We start from the raw sequence: 23,365 nt of genomic DNA, 5'->3' as shown, positions 1-23,365 counted from the left end.
ACAAGGCCCGTCATAAAGATAAAAAGTCAAGCGAGTGCGTGACTTTGCGTCAGTACCTGCACAAATCTATCTGGGTTTTCAACATGGCTGTTGTGCCCCGCCCCTTCTATCGACGTGGCGGGGATCCCTGTGTGTTGCCATAGTGAGTGTGCAAGTGAGGTAAATTTGTTGTCGTGCTCTCCACAAAGGTAGTCAATAACGACGCCTTGTCGAAAGGCTTCACCCAACCCCGCGCGTAAATTCGCCTGGCGACCCAAGGAGGTCGCCATTAGCATTTTCGCCACAGCAGGGCCGTGATTATCACGACGCGCCGCGACAAGGTCGGCCCGCTGCGCATCGGTCAGTGAATGAAAAACCGGTTGTCGATACCATTCAGCTAATACCCCATCGATGGCTTGATGCGCGAAGCGTTCCGCCCACTGGCTATCCTGTGCCAGCCGCTTGCGCCGTTGGTGGCTGTCCGTCAACCCAGGATGACCCGCTTCCAAGAAGACCGCGTGCCAGAGACTAGGTTGAGTGCAGACAAGATGCATAGCAAGACGGGCGCCGAGCGAGTATCCCACCAAGCATGCTCTTTGGTGCCCCCATACCTGATGGCACGTTTGCCGTATTGCTGCCACAGTCGTGGTAAAGTCAACGGATTGACAGCTCAAGCTGCCACCATGACCGGGCAGATCAATACACAGCCAATGACAATGGTGCATTTTATCCGTCACCGTGCGCCAATCTGCTCCGCTACCTAAAAAACCATGGAGAAACACCACTTTCTTTCCATGCCGATCGCCGCCTTGCTGGTAACTAAGCATATGTCCCCCTTGCGGCCATGGCAGCCAGGCACTCGCTAAGCACCTGCCCGGCTTCTCCGGCCGGCGTCACCACCTCAATCACATCAGCACCAGGGGTAGTGAGCGCCTGATTCATGCTTGCCACGAGATCATCTGGGGTAGCGGGTTGATGGAAACCCAAAGAGAATTGCGCCGCGATATGTTCAAACCCGAGGTCATGCGGCATCCGGTAGTAGGTATCACACAGGGTTTGATCAACCGGCAGCGCATCAAAAATACCACCGCCATTGTTATTAAGGATAAGGATGGCGGCTGGCGCGGATGTCTCTCGCCATAATGCAAAACTATTAAGATCGTAAAGGGCACTGGTATCACCCAACACCACTAACATAGGTTGAGCGCGGTATCGCTGCACCCCAGCGGCACAGGCCAGTAAACCATCAATGCCAGACGCGCCGCGATTAGCAAACACCCGATGGCCGGAAAGATCAGACCATATATCGGCTAAGCGGATCGCTAAGCTATTACCGATAAAAATATCTGCCCACTTGGGAAGCAAAGCAGGGAGCTGTTGAAACACGCTATGTTCCGATAATGCCGTGTGGGACAAGGTCGTGGCAGCCTGCTGCATCTGATGCTTGGCTTCTCGTATCAACGTCTGCTGCCATGTCTTGACGCTATCAATACCCTCTCCAGGTGCCGAGTCAGTGTTAGTCACTGACTCGGCCAACGCCTGGAGCCAAAACGACCAATGAGGATGCGGCACAATAAATTGCTCTAAAGACTGATGGTTAGGATCTAGCGCTTGCGTGTGTTCGCTGATCAGCCAGTAGTGAGCTTGCGTTTGCGCCAGCCATTGGCCCAGGCGTTTAGACACCAAGCGCCCCCCGAGCTGAATCACCCATTGAGCTTGGTTCAATTGCTGGAAAAGATCGGGGTGGTTAAGCCACAGATCGTAGCCTGGCGCACTGCTCGCCACCCCTGACTGCGGATCGGCCAAGATAATGGCATGAAGCGCACTCGCTAACGACTCCACCGCCTCGGACAGCCCCGCCGGCACAGCACCAAGTACAATCACTGTTCGCGGGCTCCCATTAGACGGCCTCAACCAAGGCGGCCATTCAGGCATCGCACAACAGCGAGCTTGATGATAGCGGGTATAACACTGGCCGCTTTGCCACCAGTGGGCAACAGACTCGCGAAGCTTTTTCTCCTCTGTCTCATCGCGTTCGCCATAAAAAGGCTCACGAAACGGACAGTTAATATGGACGCTCCCCCCTTGCTCAGCCTGACGTGCAAGTAGCTGATCCACCTTGGTGAGTAATGCCGGCAAAGGGATCTCAGCGGTCGGTGCCGGAAGCGCCAATTCAGCGGTCACATGGGACGAAAACAGGCCTGATTGGGTAATCGCTTGGTTGGCGCCACAATCGATTAATTCAAATGGGCGGTCAGCAGAAAGAATCACTAACGGTTCACCGGTTAAGCCACTTTCCACCACGGCGGGCAACAAGTTTGCCACCGCGGTGCCTGAGGTCACGATCACCGCGACAGGCTCACGGGCACTCTTGGCCAAGCCAAGGGCAAGGTAACCCAGCCCGCGCTCATCAAAATGACGGTGGATTGTCACCGGACGTTGGGGATGCTGACTTTGTTTCACCGCGGCCAACGTCAAGGGTGTGGAACGTGAACCAGGCGCGATACAAATATGCCTGATGCCTAGGCGCGATAGCTCTTCTATCACCACCTCTGCCCAAGTGTGTGTGAGAGAAAGCGACATTAGCAGGCTCCGAGTCTGATAGTGTCTTTTTCCGGCACCGTGCAAGCAGGCAAACACTGACGGAGAGTCGTGAGCTTATTGTCCAGCTCTTGCCACTCAGCATCCGGATCCGACCCAGGGACAATCCCGGCGCCGGCATATAAGTCCACGGTATTCTCTGTCACTTGGGCACTGCGTATCGCCACACAAAACTRGCTTTCACGCTGAGACAGATAACCGACTGCACCGCTATAACGGCCACGTGCGATGCCTTGCTCGGCTAAAAAGGTGCGCGCGTTTTCACGCGGCAACCCGGCCACCGCGGCGGTAGGCTGTAAGGCACTGAGCAACACAGCATCATCGACACCAGGTCCGATGATGGCGCTGATACGACGACGTAAATGCTGAAGATGGCGAAGCACAATCAGGTGCGGTTCAGGGTCAACCGTAATGGTTAAGGCATGACGGCGCAGTCCGGCGAAAATGTCATCCACCACCAGCTGATTCTCGTGCACGTTTTTGGTGTCACTTAATAGCCACTCGCCAAGATGGTGATCGTCACTAAAGCTTGCACCACGACGCACCGTCCCTGCCACCGCTTCTGTGGTGACACGACAATCGCGACGACGATATAGCCGCTCCGGGGTTGAGCCAACAAAAGCGTCATCAGGTCCGGTAGCAAAAAGGAAGTGAAAACTCTCGACGTTATGCTGCTGGCTATGCTGTAACAGCTGGCCGGCACTGATCGGTGCATTGAGCGAGAGACGCGTTTGACGCGCCAGCACCACTTTTTGTAGTGCGGTCTGCTCCATGTGTGTCAACGCACAACGGACAGATTGACGCCATTGAGCGCGGCTGGGTGTATGTGTTTCCTCACGGACGACGGCATGTTGTGCCGCCAATGGACGGCCTTGCCAAATGATCTGATTCAGTACAGCTTGACTGTCGCACGCTTCAGTGAGGTTAACGCTCAGGTGCCACTGTTGATCGCGCCTAATTAGCTCCACCACCGGTAAGAAAAAATCACCATAACCGGGCGCATCATCAAAGGCCACACAGCCCCAAATGCGCTGGTCAGGCAACAGACTGGCTTGAGCCGCTGACAACTGAGAAAACTGGCGGCCAGCGCCCAGTACCAATACCTCTTCACGACCATCGCGTGATTGCCAGTAGGTTTTCGGGTAAACAGGCTGTGCATCCAACCAAGCAACGGGCGATAAATCACCTGGCCAAGTAAACGCCATGGTCAGTTGAACAGGCGCTTGACTGATCGCTACTTGGCTTTGTAAATGATTAGCCGCTTGAATCAAGGTAGTCACGACATCCTCCAACCGCCTAAGCGGCAGTGCTCTTTGCAAGTCAATCCGTACTCTTTTTATGTAGCACGTTATTCTTGCTTGTCAGTCTACCTGTGAGCGTCTTTTACAAATATGCGCTAGATCAGTTATCTGTCAAACTTGGTCGATTTTTTTGTTCCATTCGTGGCAGTAAAACTTTATCCGCCTAAGTCTTTCGAATTGGCAAACAAATAGTGTAAGTTATCAAAAAAGCCTAATAACAATTTTCACCTTTTTATTTACAGGAACGTTAATGCAAACCATTGGAATGTCCGCCAAGCTGGATGATGTCTGCTACGACATTCGCGGTCCAGTCATGAAAGAAGCGAAACGCCTCGAAGAAGAGGGACACCGCATTCTTAAGCTGAATATCGGTAACCCCGCTCCGTTTGGCTTTGATGCCCCTGATGAAATCTTGGTGGATGTGATCCGCAATCTCCCGACTTCGCAAGGATATTGCGATTCAAAAGGGCTCTATTCCGCCCGTAAAGCGGTGGTACAGCACTACCAAAAACGCGGCTTGATGGACTTAGACGTGGAAGACGTCTATTTGGGCAACGGTGCCTCCGAGCTTATCGTGATGGCCATGCAAGCGCTGCTTAACAATGGCGACGAGTTACTGGTGCCCTCACCCGACTATCCACTCTGGACGGCAGCAGCATCTTTATCAGGGGGCAGGCCTGTCCATTACCTTTGCGATGAAGAGTCGGACTGGTATCCAGACTTAGAGGATATCAAACGTAAGATCACGCCCAGCACCCGGGGGATTGTCCTGATTAACCCCAATAATCCGACAGGGGCGGTCTATAGCCGCGACTTTTTATTGAAAGTGGTGGAGATCGCGCGCCAGCATAACCTGATCATTTTTGCCGACGAAATATACGATAAAATTCTCTATGATGGCGCGCAACATTACTCCATCGCCACCTTGGCGCCGGATGTACTGTGCCTGACCTTCAACGGTTTATCCAAAGCCTACCGAGTTTGCGGGTTTCGCGCTGGTTGGATGCTGGTAACCGGCCCCAAACAACACGCGCGCGGGTACATTGAAGGCCTTGAAATGCTGGCATCAATGCGGCTTTGTGCCAATGTGCCCATGCAACATGCGATTCAAACCGCGTTGGGGGGATACCAGAGCATTAATGAGCTTATCTTACCCGGCGGTCGATTGCTGGAGCAGCGCGACAAAGCCTACGAGCTTATCAACCAAATTCCTGGGGTGAGCTGTAAAAAGCCGAAAGGCGCGCTCTATCTCTTCCCGAAAATCGACACCAAGCGGTATAACATCCATAACGATGAAAAGTTGATGCTGGACTTTTTACTCCAAGAGAAAGTGCTTATGGTGCATGGTACGGGGTTTAATTGGCATCAACCCGATCATTTCCGGCTTGTAACCCTTCCCCGTGTGGATGACTTGGAGATGGCGATCAGTCGCTTTGAACGCTTTCTGAGCGGGTACAGCCAAAAAGCCTGATCACGCGAAGCCATTGATAACGCAAGTACGTGCGACACGGCTTGCGTTGTGTTATTGATCGCCATATTCCATTTATAGCGCCCTGATTCGTATGTCTCGATACTGCTCTCGCTGCCATAAAGCCCACGCCATTTGCATTTGCGATGCCATTACCAAGATTGATAACCCCAATCCCGTGATCCTACTTCAGCACCCTGATGAAGTCTCGCATCCAAAGAATAGTGCCTGCCTACTGAGCCTTTCGCTACAACATTGCGTTACCTTAGTCGGAGAAGATTTTAGCCAGCATCCCCAACTGAATGGGTTGTTGGCGGATCCAGACATCAATTATGTCGTGCTCTACCCCGGTGAAAACGCACTGCCACTCAGTGAGATGATGGCCGAAGGGGCGAGTGCCAAACAAGGGATTATTCTACTGGATGGGACCTGGAAGAAAGCCTATAAAATGTATCAGTTGTCGACCAATTTACAGGCACTTCCCAGTGTCAGTATTGCCGCAAAGATGCCCAGCCACTATCAGATTCGTAAAAGTCGCAAGCCAGGGGCGCTTTCCACGCTCGAGGCCGGGTACATGGCGCTGAGTCAGTTGGAGGATAATGCCAAACGCTACCAGCCTTTGCTCGATAGCTTCGACACCATGATTGCACGCCAACTCGCTTTTCTACCCAATGCGAGTAAACGCCGCGACTGAGCACGCAAGGTGCTTGTTGTCTTACTCGTGGGGCTAAACCATCAACCTTTTCGCTCTGCCCATGGCTAACGAATCGCGTATAGCGGGCCGTTACTGGCGGCGGTAAACATGGTGCTGTGAAGCTTTTGCGCAAAGCTATCAGTCATCGACGACAGGTAATCAGCAATCACCCGCATCCCTGATTCTCCCCGCTCTCTGGCGGCCAGCCAATCGCGTCGATAGTCGGTTGGCAACAAACGCTCGGGATCAGACGCAAAGGCATCAAACAGCTCCATCACCAACTGCTGGCCTTTGTACTCCACCACCTGAAGCTCTGGCTGTTTAACCACAAACTCACTGACAAAGCGCTTTAACACCTCCAAAACACCGGCCATGACCTCAGTCAAATAGGCATTCCACGCCAATAGCGGCGAGGTGAAACTGTGGGTGCCATCTTGATTGGTCGGTGCCACTTCCACCGAGGTCAATAAGGTATTCACCAAGGCACCAATGGCGTCTTTACGCTCGTACGGTGGGCCAAACATTTGCTCGCTCAACTCGCCAATGTTGGCCTCTAGCCAAGGGTCACCGCATTCTGCCAAATGACTGGCGACCGCCTCTTGCCATTGCTCTCGGGTCACCAAGCCCATCACGATGGCATCTTCCAAGTCATGGACGCCATAAGCGATGTCATCGGCCAGCTCCATAATAGAGCAATCGAGTGATTTATAGCGTGTTTTGCGGTGTTGATCCGTGGCCGTATGATCACGAAACGCTAAAAATAACGCGCGATCCGCCTCATTAAGCGGCGCAAGCACCCAATCTCGCCGCGCTTTATCATCATCATAAATGCCCTTGGCAGGTTGCCACTCCCGCGCTTTGAGATGGCGAAAGTCGTTAACGGGCGCAGGCTGATTGCCATTGTGAGCGGCACTGATTAACGCAGGGTACTTCATCACTCCCAGTAAAGTGCGACGCGCCAAGTTCATCCCGTGAGCTTGTGTATAGGGCTCAAGCAGCGTGACAATGCGAAAGGTTTGCGCATTGCCCTCAAAACCACCGTCATTTCGCATCATGTAATTCAGTGCGATTTCACCGCCATGAYCATAAGGCGGATGGCCGATATCGTGAGCCAAACAGAGGCTTTCCATCAAACCCGTCGATGGCAGCAGAGGGCGAAATGCGGGTTGTTTCTCTTTGAGCTGCGCGACAATACCGGTACCAATTTGCGAGACCTCAAGTGAATGGGTTAACCGAGTCCGATAAAAGTCGCTGTGCTCGGCACCGAGCACCTGGGTTTTAGCTTGCAAGCGTCGAAAGGCCGCTGAGTGCAGAATTCGCGCACGATCGCGCTGATAGGCCGTGCGCTTATCATGACGGCGCTTTTTTTTCTCATTCGCCATCTGGCGAGTTTGCCAGGCGTCAGACAGGTCAAAATCCATCATCACTGATCTCATCCAACGAGAGTGTAAAACTATCCACAAAGGTAGCCATAAAGTAATCGCTCGCCGGGGAGCGCCTTTTTTCTAACGAGGCTTCCAGCCGCTTCTTYGCTTGCTCAAACTCATGGTTCCCCGCGGCAATTTCTTCTAGGCACTTTAAATACGCACATAAGGTGTCGGCTTGTTTAACCAGCTGGTAATCATCCGGCGCGATGTGATCTGAGTCTATCAGCCCGCTATATTCCTCTTGCAACTCAGGCGGCAACATCGCGATAAGCTTTTTCTCAGCCATTTTCTCTATTTTTTTATACTCCCCCGCAATCGAAGGGTTGAAGTACTTGACTGGGGTAGGTAAGTCACCGGTGATCACTTCGCTGCAATCATGGAACATCGCCAATACCGCAACACGCTCGGGTTGATAGTGGCCATTAAAGCGTTTGTTATTGATTAACGCTAGCGCATGCGCCACAAAGGCAACTTGTAAGCTATGTTCAGAGATATTTTCGGCGGAAACATTGCGCATCAGAGGCCAACGATAAATCAGCTTCATTCGCGCAAGGTGGGCAAAAAAGTGGCTTTGTTTTTGAGTCATCGCATCCTGCTACCATGCTACACATCGCTGTCATTGTGTGCATTCAGGCCAACAGACACAAGTATTATTCGCGCAAAGCGGCAAACACCACTTTGCGCGAGTGTGGTTACACCTTTATGAGGTCTCGGTTTTTATCCAATGTTGAAGGACCAATGCCTTTGACCTCCATCAGTGCGTCTGGCGAGCTAAATTCACCGTGGGCTTGGCGATACTCAATAATGGCCTTAGCCTTCGCCGGACCAATCCCCTTGAGTTGATCTGATAACTGCTGCTCACTCGCCGTATTGATGTTAACGGAAAGACGCTCAACTTGCTCAGTCGCTTGAGCGGCGTTTTCATCAGCACTCCAACTCACCGGCGCCGTCACCAACGCAAGGGCAAAGAACAGACAGGATAAAAGGTGTTTCATGATTTCACTCCTTGTAGAAATGTCAGCCTTACCCTAAGTCCGCGCTCGCCTATTTGCATGTGAGCGATAAAAGAAAAACGACGCAGGACAAAGTCCTAGCGCCGTTTTTCTTACTCAAGCAAAGAGGGTGCGAGAGAGATCGAACTCCTGCTGCCCACTCGCTTACTGGGTATCTGACTCCGCGTAAGTCACATCGACGTCTTCACGCAATGCTTGTAAGGTCGCAGACAATGACGTATTACTCATCGCGCGTTGAACACGCGCCGCCATTTGACTTTGCGGGCTGATAGCCGGCACCTCAGGGGTCACCACCTTGTCCAGTGCGACAACCACGACGTCACCTTGGCGGTTTTGTGTGACACCATAACTCGCCGTCTCTGATGCAGGCTGTGGCAGAGAAAACGCCAGTTCCGCGACGGCTTGTTGTTGCGACACACGGTTAAGTGTCATCGGTGCGCTAAAGGTGTAATCGCTTTCCGTTAACTCACCGCTTTCTTCGAGCTGGGTAATCAAGTCTCCAGCCGTTTCTTTCGCCTGCTCTTGCCCTTTCTCGGCAGCAAGCGTTTCGCGAACTTGCTCTTTCACGTCAGCAAAGCTGAGCTGCTTTTCCGGCTTCACATCATCAAGACGCACGACAATGGCATGCTCGCCAGACAATTCAATCAACTCTGAGTTGAGCCCGTTTTCACGTACATCATAGCTGTCAAGTGCTTGCTGGATTTGAGGGCGAGCCATCAAGCCAGTCGCCGCGTCTAACGCAAAGTAATCAGTATACTGCACCTTGCCATTCACCGCGTCAGCCGCTGGCTCCAAACCGTTCGCTTCTTCAAACGCGACTTCCGCTAGTGTGGTAGACTGCGCGTAGAAACGATCCGCCGCACGCGCTTGTTGCAATTCGCTACGAATATCGTCTTTTACCTCTGCAAGCGGAGTGACATCCGCCGGATCAATATCATCTAAACGGATAATATGATAACCAAAGTCAGATTGAACCAGCCCAGAGGTATCGCCTTTCTCTGACAACGCATACGCCGCTTTCTCGAACGCCGGATCCATCACACCAGGTTCAATCCAATCCAGTGACCCACCCTGCTCAGCACTGAAGGTGTCATCAGACATTTCCTTTGCCAGCGCGGAAAATGCGTCGCCTTGGTTCAGGCGCTCTAACGCTTGCTCAGCTTTGGCTTTGGCCTCATCACCTGTTCCTTCAATTAGGATGTGGCTGACTTTACGACGTTCTTGTGAGCCATACTGAGACWGGTTCTCTTGGTAATAAGTCGCGATGGCTTCATCCGAGATCTGAACCTCATTAGCCAGTCCCTCTCCCGTTAGCTCTACATAAGCGACTTTGACCATGCGAGGTTGGATATAATCGTCTCGGTGAGCTTGATAGTATGCTTCTAGCTCATCGTCCGTGAGCGTTACCTGCTCCGCAAAATCATCCACCGGGAGCGTGATGGTGCGCACTTGCCGACTCTGTGCTTCTAGGCGATACAGGCTTTCCAGCTCACTCGGTAACACAAACCCCGAACTTTGTAAGCCATTTACCAGTTGCTGACGCATTAAATCCGTGCGCATGTAATTAGCAAACTCATCGGCACTCATGCCCGTTTGGCGCAGAGCGGCCTGGTAGCGGTCGTTATTAAACTGCCCGCCTTGACGGAACTGTGGCATCTCACGGATCGCGGCTTTGACTTGTGCATCACTCACACGCAGGCCAAGGTCGCTGGCTGCCTGCTCTAACAGCAAGTCATTGATCATTCGATCTAAGATGTTTTGACGAAAACGCTTCACATACTCTGGGTTACCCAGCAGTTGATTAAACTGCTCTCCCGCCTGTTGCTGCATACGAGCACGTTCGTTTTGATAAGCTCGATCGAGCTCTGCACGGCTGATTTCTTTATCGCCGACGGTTGCAGCGGGCGGGTTGGAACCGCCTGCCAGATAGCTGCCGACACCGGCAAAAGCAAAGGAAAAGATAATAAGGCTTAAAATGATCTTCACCGCAAGACTATTGGTGCCTTCGCGTATACGTTCCATCATAACTGGCCGGTACTCCAACTGGTTTGGGCTGGTTGGTTTTCAACTAAAAAGGCGCATCATGTGATGCGCCTTTACGCTCTTGTGTGCAGAATTATACGCGGTTGTTAGTGGCTTTGCAGCTCCAACGCCCCGTCAAACGCGAATAATTCGGCAGCGAGTCACGTGATTATTACTCGTTAACGGCGTCTTTTAAGGCTTTACCCGCTTTAAAGCCAGGTACTTTGGCCGCTGCGATATCAATTTCAGCGCCAGTCTGCGGGTTACGGCCCTTGCGTGCGGCGCGTTCGCGTACAGAGAAGGTGCCAAAGCCCACTAGCGCGACTTGGTCGCCTGACTTCAATGTGTCAGACACCGCCTCGACGAAGGCATCCAATGCACGGTTTGCTGAGGCCTTAGAAATATCCGCACCTTCTGCAATATGATCAATCAGTTCCGACTTATTCACTTTTTCATCCCCTTAGATTACATCTCCGCAAACCTATCAATGTTGCGGTGTTCAATAACAGACGCTTTGTCGACGAAAGACGTTGAAAGCGCGCTTGCCCGCCCCATGCAGGCAATGCGTCAGAGCAACGTTAGCGAGCAAAAAAAACGCTGACAAGCCTTTTACTGCCTGTCAGCGTTTTACGTTGCTTAATTTTGCTGCATGTCACTCTTTTCGGCGTTAACCAACTCAATGCCGAGTGGGTTATTCTCTAACGCAATGGTTAAAACCTCGTCAATCCAGCGCACTGGATGGATAGATAAATCCTCTTTGACGTTAGCAGGAATGTCCTCCAGATCGCGCTCGTTCTCTTTTGGAATGACAACGGTTTTGATACCCCCGCGACGTGCAGCCAATAGTTTTTCTTTCAAGCCACCAATCGGGAGCACTTCACCACGTAAGGTGATCTCGCCGGTCATTGCCACATCGGAACGCACGGAGTTACCGGTTAAGCTTGAAACTAACGCGGTACACATCGCGATACCTGCGCTCGGTCCGTCTTTCGGGGTAGCGCCTTCAGGGACGTGGACATGAATATCACGCTTCTCGTAAAAGTCGCTATTGATACCCAGTTTGTCAGCACGGCTACGCACCACGGTCATCGCCGCTTGCACCGACTCTTGCATCACATCGCCCAGCGAGCCTGTGTGCGTCAGTTTGCCTTTACCTGGCATCGCTTCGGTCTCGATAGTGAGCAAGTCGCCACCCACTTCAGTCCAAGCAAGCCCAGTTACTTGACCCACGCGATTTTGCTCATCCGCTTTACCGTAATCAAAGCGGCGGACGCCTAAGTAATCTGGCAAGTTCTCATCCGTCACCGTCACTTGCTTAAGTTCGCTATTAAGCAGGATTTCTTTTACCGTCTTGCGGCATAGCTTAGAAATCTCTCGCTCAAGGCTACGTACGCCCGCTTCGCGTGTGTAGTAACGAATAATGCCGATGATTGCCGAGTCTTCAATGGTGATCTCATGCGCTTTCAAGCCATTGCGCGCCACTTGCTTGTCAATCAAATGCTGTTTAGCAATGTTGAGCTTCTCGTCCTCGGTGTAACCTGAAAGCCGGATCACTTCCATCCGATCCAGCAGCGGGCCGGGGATATTCATCGAGTTAGACGTCGCCACGAACATCACATCCGAGAGATCATAGTCGACCTCTAGATAATGGTCGTTAAACGCGTTGTTTTGCTCAGGATCGAGCACTTCAAGTAACGCTGATGATGGATCGCCGCGCATGTCAGACGATACCTTATCGATTTCATCAAGCAGGAACAGCGGGTTACGGACGCCCACTTTAGACATCTTCTGAATCAGCTTGCCGGGTAATGAGCCGATGTAGGTCCGGCGATGACCACGGATTTCCGCTTCATCACGCACACCACCCAAGGCCATACGGGTATATTTACGCCCGGTGGCACGCGCAATAGACTGCCCTAGCGAGGTTTTACCCACCCCTGGCGGTCCCACTAAGCAAAGAATCGGACCTTTCAGCTTCTTCATCCGGTTCTGTACCGCGAGGTATTCCAAGATGCGGTCTTTGACACGCTCAAGCCCGTAGTGATCGGCGTTCAATACTTCTTCCGCCCGGGCTAAGTTTTTCTTCACTTTTGAGCGCTTCGCCCATGGCACACTAATCATCCAATCGATATAGCTGCGTACCACAGTCGCTTCCGCCGACATCGGAGACATCATTTTCAGCTTTTGCAGTTCTTGCTCGGTTTTTTCCCGCGCCTCCTGCGGCATTTTTGACTCTTCGATTTTTTGCTTCAGCGCTTCAAACTCATCCGGCGCATCATCCAGCTCACCCAGCTCTTTCTGAATGGCTTTCATTTGCTCATTGAGATAGTACTCGCGCTGGCTCTTTTCCATTTGCTTTTTAACGCGGCCACGGATGCGCTTCTCAACCTGAAGCAAGTCAATCTCAGACTCCATCATGGTCATCAGGTATTCGAGACGCTCGGAAATATCAACGATTTCCAACACGTTTTGCTTGTCTTCAAGCTTAAGCGGCATGTGGGCAGCAATGGTATCAGCGAGACGCGCCGCCTCTTCAATACCATTTAAGGATGTCAGTACTTCTGGCGGGATCTTCTTGTTGAGCTTAATAAAGCCTTCAAACTGGCTGATCGCCGTGCGAACCAACACTTCTTGCTCACGCTCATCCAAGCTTGGCGTGGTCAAATACTCGGCCTGCGCAGTGAAGAAATCATCTTCACTAAACTGCTCGATGCGCGCACGCTGCATCCCTTCAACCAGCACTTTCACAGTGCCATCTGGAAGTTTAAGAAGCTGGAGAATGGTTGCCACCGTACCAACGGTGTATAAATCTGAGATACTTGGATCATCAGTGGCGGCATCTTTTTGCGCAACCAGTAGAATCTGTTTGTCGTTGTCCATCGCCGCTTCAAGGCAGCGTATCGACTTTTCCCTTCCCACAAAAAGCGGGATCACCATGTGAGGATAAACCACCACATCCCGAAGTGGCAGCACCGGAATGTCAATGCGCTCGGAACGCTCCAAGTTCATATGCTTCTCTCTTCCATTCAATCTGATTATGAGTATATGGGGTCTATTGGACAGGTTTCAACGGCTCAACCGTCAGAAAATAAAAAAGGGAGTTGTCACTCCCTTTTTCTATATCACTGATAACCTTATGTAACGATATTACTCGCCACCCGCCGCTTGGTTATCCGCGTGTTCATACATCAGTAGAGGTGCAGATTCACCTCGGATCACTGAATCGTCAATCACCACTTTGCTCACGTCTTTCATTGACGGTAAGTCGTACATGGTATCCAACAACACAGCTTCGACAATCGAGCGCAGGCCACGTGCACCTGTTTTACGCTCCATCGCTTTTTTAGCGATAGCACGCAGTGCGTCGTCCCGGAACTCAAGCTCGACACCGTCTAGCTCAAGCAAGGCACCATACTGCTTCGTGAGTGCGTTCTTAGGTTCACGTAGAATTTGCACCAAGGCATCTTCATCGAGCTCTCTCAATACCGCGGTGACGGGCAGACGCCCGATAAATTCAGGGATCAGACCGTATTTCACCATGTCTTCAGGTTCAACTTTGCCAAAGAACTCGTCGGCTGAACGATCCGTGGCACCTTTGACCTGTGCACCAAAGCCAATGCCAGAGCCTGTGTCGACACGTTGCTCCACCACTTTATCGAGGCCCGCAAACGCACCGCCACAGATAAACAGGATTTTCGACGTGTCTACTTGCAAAAATTCCTGCTGTGGATGCTTACGTCCTCCCTGAGGAGGAATCGACGCGACTGTTCCTTCTACCAATTTAAGCAGTGCCTGTTGCACCCCTTCCCCAGAAACGTCTCGGGTAATAGATGGGTTGTCGGATTTACGAGAGACCTTGTCAATCTCATCGATATAGACGATTCCACGCTCCGCTTTGGCGACATCGTAATCGCACTTTTGCAACAGCTTCTGGATAATGTTTTCTACGTCTTCACCCACATAACCGGCCTCGGTCAATGTGGTGGCGTCTGCCATGGTAAATGGCACATCCAAAAAGCGCGCAAGCGTTTCGGCCAGCAGTGTTTTACCACTACCGGTAGGACCGATCAGCAAGATGTTACTCTTGCCCAGCTCCACGCCATCTGCGCTTTTGTCACCGTTTCGCAAGCGTTTGTAGTGGTTGTATACTGCAACCGAGAGCACTTTTTTCGCTTGCTCTTGACCAATGACATAATCGTCAAGGTGTGCACGAATTTCACTCGGCGCGGGCAAGGTATCTCCCTCGCGCTTCGGCATCACTTCTTTGATTTCTTCGCGGATAATGTCATTACACAGGTCAACACACTCATCACATATGTAGACCGATGGCCCGGCAATTAACTTACGAACTTCGTGTTGGCTCTTACCACAGAATGAGCAGTAAAGCAGCTTTCCGCTTCCACCGTCTTTTCGCTTGTCTGTCATTCGCTAACCTCTTTGGGGCATTTGCCCGTCGTTGCCTTATGTTGAGTTTACAACAAATCGGCCACTTTTTCCGACCCAACCACTGACAAGCTTTGCACTTGTTCACGCAGCTTGCTTGATTTCAACGCCCTAAGGCATGTTGGGTTTAGTCTCGTTGACTTAATACGGCGTCAACCAAGCCATAGTCCACCGCTTCTTGTGCCGCCATGAAGTTATCACGGTCGGTGTCACGCTCAATCACTTCCATCGGCTGGCCTGTATGCTCAGCTAACAAGGTGTTGAGGCGGTGCTTGGTTTTGATCATTTCTTGGGCATGAATTTCAATGTCAGACGCTTGGCCTTGGAAGCCTCCTAGCGGCTGGTGAATCATCACCCGTGAATTCGGTAGGCAATACCGTTTGCCTTTCGCCCCCCCAGCCAACAGGAACGACCCCATTGAGCAGGCTTGGCCAGTACACAGAGTGCTCACATCTGGTTTAATAAACTGCATGGTGTCATAAATCGCCATCCCCGCCGTGACCACGCCACCTGGTGAGTTGATGTACAAATAAATGTCTTTTTCTGGATTCTCTGACTCTAAGAACAGCATCTGCGCCACAATCAAATTTGCCATTTGATCTTCCACTTGCCCAGTGAGGAAGATGATGCGTTCTTTAAGCAGGCGAGAGTATATATCGTAAGAGCGCTCGCCGCGCGAGGTTTGTTCCACCACCATAGGGACAAGGGCGTCCATAATTGGCGGCATGGCATTATTGTGTTGTTGGCTCATAGCGTAATATCCCTAATCGAATTCGTTATAACTCTTGCCTTAACCAAGGTTTAGCACAAAACGCTGTAACAGGTCACTAAAATCTTAAATCGATGAACGCAGCTTAATGATCCAACAAGATTTTTTGTGGCTAAAACGTCTCGCACTCTCAACGGCTAAGCGGCCCGTATAGCGACTCAGTAGATGGAAAAAATGGCCCAAATGACAAGTCATTAGGGCCATTGTAAGCAAATCCATTTACGCAGTGTCAATGCGACACAAACGTTTTTTAACCTTGATTAAGCTTGCTGCGAAGCGTTCATCAAGTCACTAAAGCCGACTTCAGCTTCGGTGACAGTGGCTTTTGCTAGCAGTGCATCAATCGCTTGCTCTTCTAGCGCGACGTTACGCATGTTTTCCATCAGCTTTTCGTCTTTCTCATAGTAAGCGACAACTTCTGATGGATCTTCATACGCCGATGCCATTTCTTCGATCAGTGCTTTAACGCGCTCATCATCCGCTTCAAGCTCTTCCGACTTGATCACTTCACCAAGCAGCAGGCCAACGCTTACACGGCGTTTGGCTTGCTCTTCAAATAGCTCACGGGGTAGCTGAGACGCGCTGTCCATGTTGCCACCAAAGCGCTGTGCCGCTTGCTGGCGCAAGGTGCCAATTTCTTGCTCAATCAGCGCAGACGGTACATCGATTTGGTTTTGCTCAACCAAGCCGTCTAGTACCTGCTCTTTTACCTTGTTTTTGATCGCTTGCTTGAGCTCGCGATCCATGTTTTTACGCACTTCTGCTTTCAGGCCTTCTACGCTGCCATCAGCAATGCCAAAGCGCTGTACGAACTCTTCAGTCAGCTCAGGCAGCTCTTGTTCTTCCACTGTATGCAGTTTAATCGCAAACTGTGCTGCTTTACCTTTTAGGTTCTCAGCGTGGTAGTCGTCTGGGAAGTTCACATCGATAGTGAATTCTTCACCCGCTTTTTTACCCACTAGGCCGTCTTCAAAGCCTGGGATCATACGACCTTGGCCCATTTCTAGTTGGAAGCCTTCAGCTTTACCGCCTTCAAACTCTTCACCGTCGATGGTACCCACAAAGTCTAAGGTGACACGGCTGTTCTCTTTCGCTTCACCGTCTGCTTCTACCCAGCTTGCTTGTTGCTTGCGTAGCGTATCAAGCATTTCATCCACATCGCTTTCCTGCACTTCGGCTTTTGGCTTTTCAACGCTAATCGCGTCTAGACCTTGCAGCTCCACTTCTGGGTACACTTCAAAGTCAGCTTTAAAGACCAAATCTTGACCCGCTTCGTTTTCAACGGGTGTAAAGCTTGGCGCCCCTGCTGGGTTCACTTTTTCTTGGATCATCGCTTCAATGAAGTGACGCTGCATCACTTCGCCCAGCACGTCTTGGCGTACTGTGTCACCGTACATGCGTGACACCATCTTCAATGGAACTTTACCTTTACGGAAACCATCAAAACGACGATTCTTAGCGATATTGCGTAGCTCTTTAGTGACTGCATCATCGATGTTGGCAGCAGGCACTGTGATGGTCATTTGGCGCTTAAGGCCTTCGGTGGTTTCAACGGTAACTTGCATTATAAATTTAACCTCAAATTTACTCAGGGGTACTGAGTGATGTTTACCAGTTTTACTGGTGGCATCATCTGAGCTATGAATCCGTCATAGCCCCTGCGAATCCGGATACACGCGATTGGCGTATCGAGCTATCTCATCCGAGACTGAAAATTAAGACGCGCTATTATAGCGGCACCCGTCAACTGAGTCGAGACAAGGGGCGACCGATGGCGTTTCAATATCGAAATTGGGGTGATATCTCACAATTCAACCGCGTAAGATCACAGTTTTTACGGTTTTATGCGCGTTTGGTTATTTTCAGAGCAATTGGGAGAGAAAACGGGGGAGAAAGTAAAATGGCGCGCCCTACAGGATTCGAACCTGTGACCCACGGCTTAGAAGGCCGTTGCTCTATCCAACTGAGCTAAGGGCGCACTGTCTTTACGCAGCGTGGATTATAAAGCGACGTTAGGCGTCGTCAACGCTTTTCCCTAAAATCTTGACGCGGTTGCTCAAAACCACATCGTTTACTGGTTATCCATTGATGCGACGCAGGGAGGCGAGAGCGCTAAGCCTGTTCTTTTCGTGTTTCCGTCTAACAAAGCATCGTGCCGCCATGGACGGCTTATTATTTTTCCTTCATCCTCACTAAAGTGCAAAAGCAAACGTTTGCGCAATAGCTTTTAGGCGCGTTTTTTGTCACACTATTGCCAACATTGCTTTAGCCGAAGGATAGTTATGGCCGCACAACTCATTGATGGAAAGCTGATCGCGCAAACCGTGCGCCGAGAGGTTGCCGCTCGCGTCTCTGCTCGCACGCAAGCGGGACGTAGGGCCCCCGGATTGGCGGTAATTCTGGTTGGAGACGATCCTGCGTCACAGGTTTACGTTGGCAGTAAACGCCGTGTTTGTGATGAAGTGGGGTTTGTATCACGGTCCTATGACCTCCCCACGTCTTGCTCTCAACAAGAGTTACTCTCACTCATCGACACCTTGAATGCAGATGACAGCATTGATGGCATTCTCGTCCAACTGCCCTTACCTGCAGGGATTGATGCCACGTCCGTGTTGGAGCGCATCCGCCCAGACAAAGATGTCGACGGCTTTCATCCCTATAATGTCGGCCGCCTGTGCCAACGCATGCCAACGCTGCGTTCTTGCACACCAAAAGGGATCATTACCCTCCTAGACCGCTACAATGTGCCTCTTCGTGGTAAACATGCTGTGGTCGTCGGCGCCTCCAATATTGTTGGTCGCCCGATGACATTGGAGCTGCTGTTGGCTGGCTGCRCAACTACAACGTGCCACCGTTTTACTCAAGACTTAGAGGGGCATGTTCGCCAGGCCGACGTCCTGGTGGTGGCGGTCGGTAAGCCTAAGTTTATTCCTGGCGAATGGATTAAACCCGGCGCAATTGTGATTGATGTGGGCATTAACCGCATGGAAAACGGCAAACTGATTGGCGACATCGAATACGATCTCGCTTATGAAAAAGCCAGTCATATTACCCCTGTCCCCGGTGGTGTGGGCCCCATGACTGTCGCAACCTTGATTGAAAACACGCTCATGGCCTGTGAGCAATACCACGATGGTCACTAGCAGGCAAGAGGGTCAAAATGGCCCTCTTTTTTTTCAGGATACTAAATCCGTTTTGAGCTGGTTTCGTCCCCCTGCCTTGGCTTGGTACAAACACCAATCGGCACGCTGAACAAGTTCATCAATATGCGCATCGGCATGGACCATCCCAATACTAATGGTGATTGAAAACGTCTTGTCGTAGGGTGACCAAACGGTCTTTTCCAATTCTTCTCGCATCGCCTCAAGTCGGCGCACAAAGCCCAGCTCGTCATTGCCGTAGAGGATACAAAACTCTTCCCCACCAAAGCGAGCGACCATGCCTTCTGGAAAATAACGTTTCATCATTTTTGCCAGCTCAATCAGCGTAATATCACCAATATGATGGCCAAATTGATCATTGATCTTTTTAAAATGGTCGATGTCAATCAGCGCCAAACTCCGCGGCCCTTTGTGTGAGCGAGTGTGGGGGTGTTCGAAAAAATAACGTCGATTCCACACCTGGGTTAAATAATCCGTGTTGGCCATATTAAATAAACGACGTTCAGTATCGAGCGCATTCAATGTGCTATGCAAACGACAATAAAACTCCTCTTGGTTAAACGGTTTGGCCAAAAAATCATTCGCCCCTGCCTTCAAAAACCGTGCCGTTAAGCTGGAATCCTCCTCACCCGATAAGCCAATAATCGCCAACTGGCCGTCTGTCTTCAGCTTGCGTAGTGCCTTGACCACGCTCACGCCATCCATTTCTGGCATGGTGTAATCAGTAATCACCAAAGAAATTCGCTTATCACGCCGCACCATAGCTAAGGCCTCTTGGCCATTTTGTGCTTCGAGGACATTAAGGTATTGCCGTTCCAATAAGCTACGCACGTAACGGCGTGCCGTCAGTGAATCATCCACGACTAACACATGGTGCTGATGGTTCTTTTCCAAGCGGTTAAGTAAAGGCGCTATCGACGACACGCACGAAGGACTATCTTTGGGGATGTAATCAATAACGGTTTTGGCTAGCACACGCTCCCGAGTCCGGGCGTCCATCATCGCAGTGAGCACAATCACTTTTATATTCAGCGACAAACAAACATCGATGATTTCACCGTCCTGCCCGTCGGGCAGGCAGTAATCGAGGATAGCGCAAAGAAAGTCGGTCTCTTGGTTGAGGATCTTCTCTGCTTGCTCGATTGAGTCTGCTATACATGGGATGTAACCGGCCTTTCGTATCTCGGCTTCAAGTAACCGCCTGAAAGGTCGACTATCCTCCACAACCAACACTTTATATTCCATCTGCAACGCACCACGTCTTCACGTTAATTTTGCGCGACAATACACGCAATGGGGCAAGAAGCGATACAGGGTAAGGGCAATTCAGTGCGTGTAGACAGAAATTGCGCAAATTTCYCAACAATGACACATATCTCGCAGAAATTTGACGCAACACCTACAACTGAGCGTACACTTTATGCGTTATTTCGTATCATTTTTTAGGCAATGCAGCCATTTACCCTTGATATACCACCATTTGATTTCTACCAGACGCTTTTGCCTGATACAAGGCTTTATCAGCCATGTGTAAAAGGCGTGAAAGAGAAGCAGCTTGCGAGTCCACGCCAATACTCACCGTAACTTTCAGCGTCTGATCTAACACCTGTATGGGGCGATCAGCCACCGATTGGCGGTACGTGTCTAACGATTGCTGAAACACCGCCAAATCACCAAGTGATAACACACAAAACTCTTCTCCCCCCAAGCGGGCGACCGTGTCCTCCGGGAAAGCGTCTGCCAGCATTTGCGCGATCTCAACCAACACATCGTCACCGATATGATGACCAAACTCATCATTAATGCGTTTAAAATAATCAATATCAATAATCGCTAGATGCTTACGCGCCTCAGTCGCCAGCTGGTCACCTCGCTCAAAGAAATAGCGTCGATTACAAAGCCGCGTGAGAAAATCTGTATTGGCTAAAAGAAATAACCGCCATTCGATATCAATCGCATTCAAGCAGCTATGAACGCGACAGAAAAACTCTTCCTGATTAAACGGTTTGGGCAGGTAATCGTTGGCCCCTGCTTTGAGAAAGCGTGCCGTTAGCGCACTATCATGATGTCCAGACAAGCCAATGATCGCCTGGGAACACTCGGTATCTCTCTTGCGAAGTGCAGATACAAGCTGAAGACCATTCATTTTAGGCATATCGTAATCAGTGATAACCAGCGATATATCTGGCGTTTTTTCCACCACGTCAAGTGCCTGTTCACCATTTTCTGCTTCCAATACGGTTAAATACTGGCGCGCCAACAACGCAGAGATACGTTGACGTATCGAGGCTGAGTCATCCACCACCAGCACACGATGGCCTTGATTGTCAGCTAAACGCTTAATGAGTCGGCAAACCGCATCAATACAATGACTACTGTCTTTGGGGATATAATCAATAATGGGCTTTGATAGGATCTCATCACGCGTTTTCTCGCTTTGCGAGGCGGTGAGGACAACCACTTTAAGCCCTGCGGATAAACATAAATCGATGACTTCGCCGTGGTGAGCGTCTGGCAGATTATAATCGAGGATCGCACAGAGAAAGGGGGTGTTGTGAGCTAGCACATCCCGTGTTTCGGCTAGGCAGGTACAGGTCACGGGGGCAAACCCCGCTTTTTTCACCTGCTGTTCAGCCAGCATGCGAAACGACCGGCTGTCTTCAACGATAAGTACCGACTCCAACGACTGCCTCCCCTACTTTAAACTGTCCCCTTGAAGAGTGTAGCAGCCAAACCAGGAGAGCGGGTTATCTGGAAGCACTGATATCGGCGTTATCGATATGTAGTTCAGTTTGCTTGCTAAGCATATTTATCAGCAAAATACAGCGCTTCTCGCCGTCTTTTTCTTTGAAGATCGCTTCCGTGCCTGCAAACTGCCCCTTTTCAATCATCACCGACTGTCCGGGCTTGAAGCCTTGGTAGAGCGCGTCGCGTTGTTCGTCACAGTCTTCTATCGTCATCAGTTGTTGAATCAATGCCAAGTCGACCTTGATGGGATACGCACCTTGGCGAACGAAATCAACTACACCACGCGTGGAGCGAACACTCGTATACTGCACAAGGTCGGGATCAAAACCGACAAAAATATAGTTGGGAAAGAGCGGCTCCTCAACGTGCTGACACTTACCACGACGCAGCTTTTCCACCGTCACTATCGGGTAGTAACAATCAACGCCTTGGCGCTTCAAATTTTGCTCTGCGCGTTGCTGTTCCGCGCGCTTACAATAAAGTAGATACCAATGTTTCATGTCGTTCTGTCCCTGATGTCTATCGCCAGTAGCAGCCTGTCCAGAGCGACGAAAGTATACGGATGTTAAGCCCACACAGCAACAAAGGCGAGCACCCACCACGGCCACTCACCTTTACATAGGGTTGACTATTCGACATTGCATCGCTGGGTCGTTAAGCGATTTTTTGAATATCGACACTGAAACTGTTCAAGCCCACTTCACTCAATGACACACGTGCATCACCTGATTGAAGATCAACGCTTTGAAACTGGCTCGAGAACGCGTCGCGCCCCAACCAGTGATCATTGTGAACCAGGCTTGTCGACCCGCAGCTATCCACCGTGGCTTTTATCCCCGCCGGTAAAATATCAAGCTGATTATCGGCGGTGTTTAGCACACCGAACATCGCACGAACCGGCGACGTATAGGCTGAGGCGCGAATCGCATCCTCGATCCGTTTTACCAGGGTGAGAAACCCTCTTTCATTAACATCACCTGAGCGGACAAAATCATTAAAAAACGCACGGATCATCAAGGTGGTCGCGGTACCGTCTTCCTCTGCCGAGGCAGAGTCGACCACATAAAATGCCATTTTCCCGCCCATCAACCATGCATAATCCAGCACAATGGGGTTGGTATCTGCCGATTGCAGTGAGTGATAGGAAAGACGCCAAGCACCTTGTTGCGAGTCGGGTTCTGGCATCAACCCCATTAATAGTTCACGTGCGCTACCTGGGTTGTGGCGTAAGGCATCAAGGTGCCATTTCAGTTCCGTCTCTGATGCGCCGCGATCCGCGTCCTCGCTCACCTTAAACCATTGTTGACTAAAATCATCGCTGGCGTGTACATCGTCGTTGGCATCATCAACCACCGCTTCGATGGCTTTTTTGACCACATTGATATCTTCGATCGGTTTGATCAAAAAGTCCTTCACCCCAAAGCGAAGCGCTTGAGCTACATCTGCCATCCCCCCGGTGCCAGAGATCACGATTATAGGTAGCATTGGGTATTCAAGGCTCACCTCCTCAACGAATTCTAAGCCTGTCATTACCGGCATCGATAGATCACTGATCAATAAGTCAGGAATCGATTGCCTCAGCGCTTGCAACCCTTCTAAACCATTTTCGACCTCACGTACTACCGCTCCCTCTCTTTCGAGAAAAGACGCAATCATCCGACTGAAGACGGGATCATCTTCGACGATTAAGATCTCTTTATTATGCAACACGACGCTCTCCTCCAGGACTGCAAAGCAGC

Annotated in this window: 19 protein-coding genes and 1 tRNA gene; 3 read left to right on the top strand and 17 right to left on the bottom strand. The window is 50.8% G+C overall.

Annotated elements, in window-relative coordinates; translation table 11 throughout:
• Window positions 1–26: 26 nt before the first annotated feature.
• Genes menH through BZG14_RS00185 form a run of 3 tightly spaced genes read right to left on the bottom strand, consistent with a single transcriptional unit; the run spans window position 27 to window position 3,860 of the window.
• A complete protein-coding gene (gene menH / locus BZG14_RS00195) occupies window positions 27–806 on the bottom strand; it encodes a 2-succinyl-6-hydroxy-2,4-cyclohexadiene-1-carboxylate synthase (protein WP_077607644.1) in 780 nt (259 codons plus the stop codon).
• Complete coding sequence (menD, locus tag BZG14_RS00190; RefSeq protein WP_077607643.1) at window positions 799–2,562, bottom strand: 2-succinyl-5-enolpyruvyl-6-hydroxy-3-cyclohexene-1-carboxylic-acid synthase; 1,764 nt, start codon at window positions 2,560–2,562, stop codon at window positions 799–801. The genes menH and menD overlap by 8 nt, the downstream gene beginning before the upstream one ends.
• Window positions 2,562–3,860, bottom strand: coding sequence for an isochorismate synthase (locus BZG14_RS00185; RefSeq protein ID WP_241824592.1), 1,299 nt, complete (start codon window positions 3,858–3,860; stop codon window positions 2,562–2,564). Before BZG14_RS00185 ends, menD begins: the two co-directional genes overlap by 1 nt.
• A gap of 271 nt (window positions 3,861–4,131) precedes the next feature.
• Between BZG14_RS00185 and BZG14_RS00180 the strand changes: the two genes are divergently transcribed.
• Window positions 4,132–5,352: a pyridoxal phosphate-dependent aminotransferase gene (locus tag BZG14_RS00180; protein ID WP_077484737.1), complete on the top strand. Its 1,221-nt coding sequence runs from the start codon at window positions 4,132–4,134 to the stop codon at window positions 5,350–5,352.
• Between the two features lie 91 nt (window positions 5,353–5,443).
• Entirely contained in the window at window positions 5,444–6,043 is a 600-nt protein-coding gene (locus tag BZG14_RS00175; protein WP_077484735.1) for a tRNA-uridine aminocarboxypropyltransferase, read from the top strand.
• A 65-nt stretch (window positions 6,044–6,108) separates the two neighbouring features.
• Here BZG14_RS00175 and BZG14_RS00170 read toward each other — a convergent pair whose 3' ends face one another.
• The 10 genes from BZG14_RS00170 to BZG14_RS00125 all read right to left on the bottom strand — a co-directional run bounded on the left by BZG14_RS00170 (window position 6,109) and on the right by BZG14_RS00125 (window position 17,695).
• Window positions 6,109–7,467: an anti-phage deoxyguanosine triphosphatase gene (locus tag BZG14_RS00170; protein ID WP_077607642.1), complete on the bottom strand. Its 1,359-nt coding sequence runs from the start codon at window positions 7,465–7,467 to the stop codon at window positions 6,109–6,111.
• On the bottom strand, window positions 7,454–8,056 hold the full coding sequence (gene yfbR / locus BZG14_RS00165) for a 5'-deoxynucleotidase (protein ID WP_069362051.1): 603 nt from the start codon (window positions 8,054–8,056) through the stop codon (window positions 7,454–7,456). Before yfbR ends, BZG14_RS00170 begins: the two co-directional genes overlap by 14 nt.
• A gap of 106 nt (window positions 8,057–8,162) precedes the next feature.
• Complete coding sequence (locus BZG14_RS00160) at window positions 8,163–8,465, bottom strand: ComEA family DNA-binding protein (RefSeq protein ID WP_102505046.1); 303 nt, start codon at window positions 8,463–8,465, stop codon at window positions 8,163–8,165.
• A gap of 162 nt (window positions 8,466–8,627) precedes the next feature.
• Window positions 8,628–10,508 (bottom strand): peptidylprolyl isomerase, encoded by a 1,881-nt coding sequence (gene ppiD, locus BZG14_RS00155; protein ID WP_077607641.1) that lies wholly within the window; start codon window positions 10,506–10,508, stop codon window positions 8,628–8,630.
• 169 nt (window positions 10,509–10,677) lie between these two features.
• The gene (locus BZG14_RS00150; protein WP_046075257.1) at window positions 10,678–10,953 is read right to left on the bottom strand and encodes an HU family DNA-binding protein; all 276 of its coding nucleotides are present in this window, start codon (window positions 10,951–10,953) and stop codon (window positions 10,678–10,680) included.
• Between the two features lie 188 nt (window positions 10,954–11,141).
• On the bottom strand, window positions 11,142–13,514 hold the full coding sequence (lon, locus tag BZG14_RS00145) for an endopeptidase La (RefSeq protein ID WP_069362054.1): 2,373 nt from the start codon (window positions 13,512–13,514) through the stop codon (window positions 11,142–11,144).
• Between the two features lie 138 nt (window positions 13,515–13,652).
• Window positions 13,653–14,930 carry an ATP-dependent protease ATP-binding subunit ClpX gene (gene clpX / locus BZG14_RS00140; RefSeq protein ID WP_077484726.1) on the bottom strand — a complete coding sequence of 426 codons (1,278 nt, stop codon included), beginning with the start codon at window positions 14,928–14,930 and terminating at the stop codon, window positions 13,653–13,655.
• A 145-nt stretch (window positions 14,931–15,075) separates the two neighbouring features.
• Window positions 15,076–15,699, bottom strand: a complete 624-nt coding sequence (gene clpP / locus BZG14_RS00135) for an ATP-dependent Clp endopeptidase proteolytic subunit ClpP (RefSeq protein ID WP_046075254.1) — start codon at window positions 15,697–15,699, stop codon at window positions 15,076–15,078.
• A 278-nt stretch (window positions 15,700–15,977) separates the two neighbouring features.
• Complete coding sequence (gene tig / locus BZG14_RS00130) at window positions 15,978–17,282, bottom strand: trigger factor (RefSeq protein ID WP_069362057.1); 1,305 nt, start codon at window positions 17,280–17,282, stop codon at window positions 15,978–15,980.
• Window positions 17,283–17,618: 336 nt separating this feature from the next.
• Window positions 17,619–17,695: transfer RNA gene (locus tag BZG14_RS00125), tRNA-Arg, on the bottom strand.
• A gap of 304 nt (window positions 17,696–17,999) precedes the next feature.
• Here BZG14_RS00125 and folD point away from each other — a divergent pair.
• Window positions 18,000–18,860: a bifunctional methylenetetrahydrofolate dehydrogenase/methenyltetrahydrofolate cyclohydrolase FolD gene (gene folD, locus BZG14_RS00120; protein WP_077607640.1), complete on the top strand. Its 861-nt coding sequence runs from the start codon at window positions 18,000–18,002 to the stop codon at window positions 18,858–18,860.
• Between the two features lie 33 nt (window positions 18,861–18,893).
• On the opposite strand, the gene BZG14_RS00115 is transcribed toward folD, so the two are convergent.
• The 4 genes from BZG14_RS00115 to BZG14_RS00100 all read right to left on the bottom strand — a co-directional run bounded on the left by BZG14_RS00115 (window position 18,894) and on the right by BZG14_RS00100 (window position 23,336).
• On the bottom strand, window positions 18,894–20,123 hold the full coding sequence (locus tag BZG14_RS00115; RefSeq protein ID WP_077484720.1) for a response regulator: 1,230 nt from the start codon (window positions 20,121–20,123) through the stop codon (window positions 18,894–18,896).
• Window positions 20,124–20,337: 214 nt separating this feature from the next.
• The gene (locus BZG14_RS00110; RefSeq protein WP_241824590.1) at window positions 20,338–21,561 is read right to left on the bottom strand and encodes a GGDEF domain-containing response regulator; all 1,224 of its coding nucleotides are present in this window, start codon (window positions 21,559–21,561) and stop codon (window positions 20,338–20,340) included.
• 64 nt (window positions 21,562–21,625) lie between these two features.
• Window positions 21,626–22,126 (bottom strand): transcription/translation regulatory transformer protein RfaH, encoded by a 501-nt coding sequence (gene rfaH, locus BZG14_RS00105; RefSeq protein WP_077484717.1) that lies wholly within the window; start codon window positions 22,124–22,126, stop codon window positions 21,626–21,628.
• 154 nt (window positions 22,127–22,280) lie between these two features.
• Window positions 22,281–23,336: a response regulator gene (locus tag BZG14_RS00100; RefSeq protein WP_077484715.1), complete on the bottom strand. Its 1,056-nt coding sequence runs from the start codon at window positions 23,334–23,336 to the stop codon at window positions 22,281–22,283.
• Between the last annotated feature and the right edge of the window lie 29 nt (window positions 23,337–23,365).

Origin of the sequence: Salinivibrio sp. IB282 (genome assembly GCF_001995685.1) — a bacterium.
Taxonomy (GTDB): Bacteria; Pseudomonadota; Gammaproteobacteria; order Enterobacterales; family Vibrionaceae; genus Salinivibrio; species Salinivibrio kushneri.
Note: the sequence above shows the minus strand (reverse complement) of the source record. Positions and strands in the feature narration are given on the sequence as shown.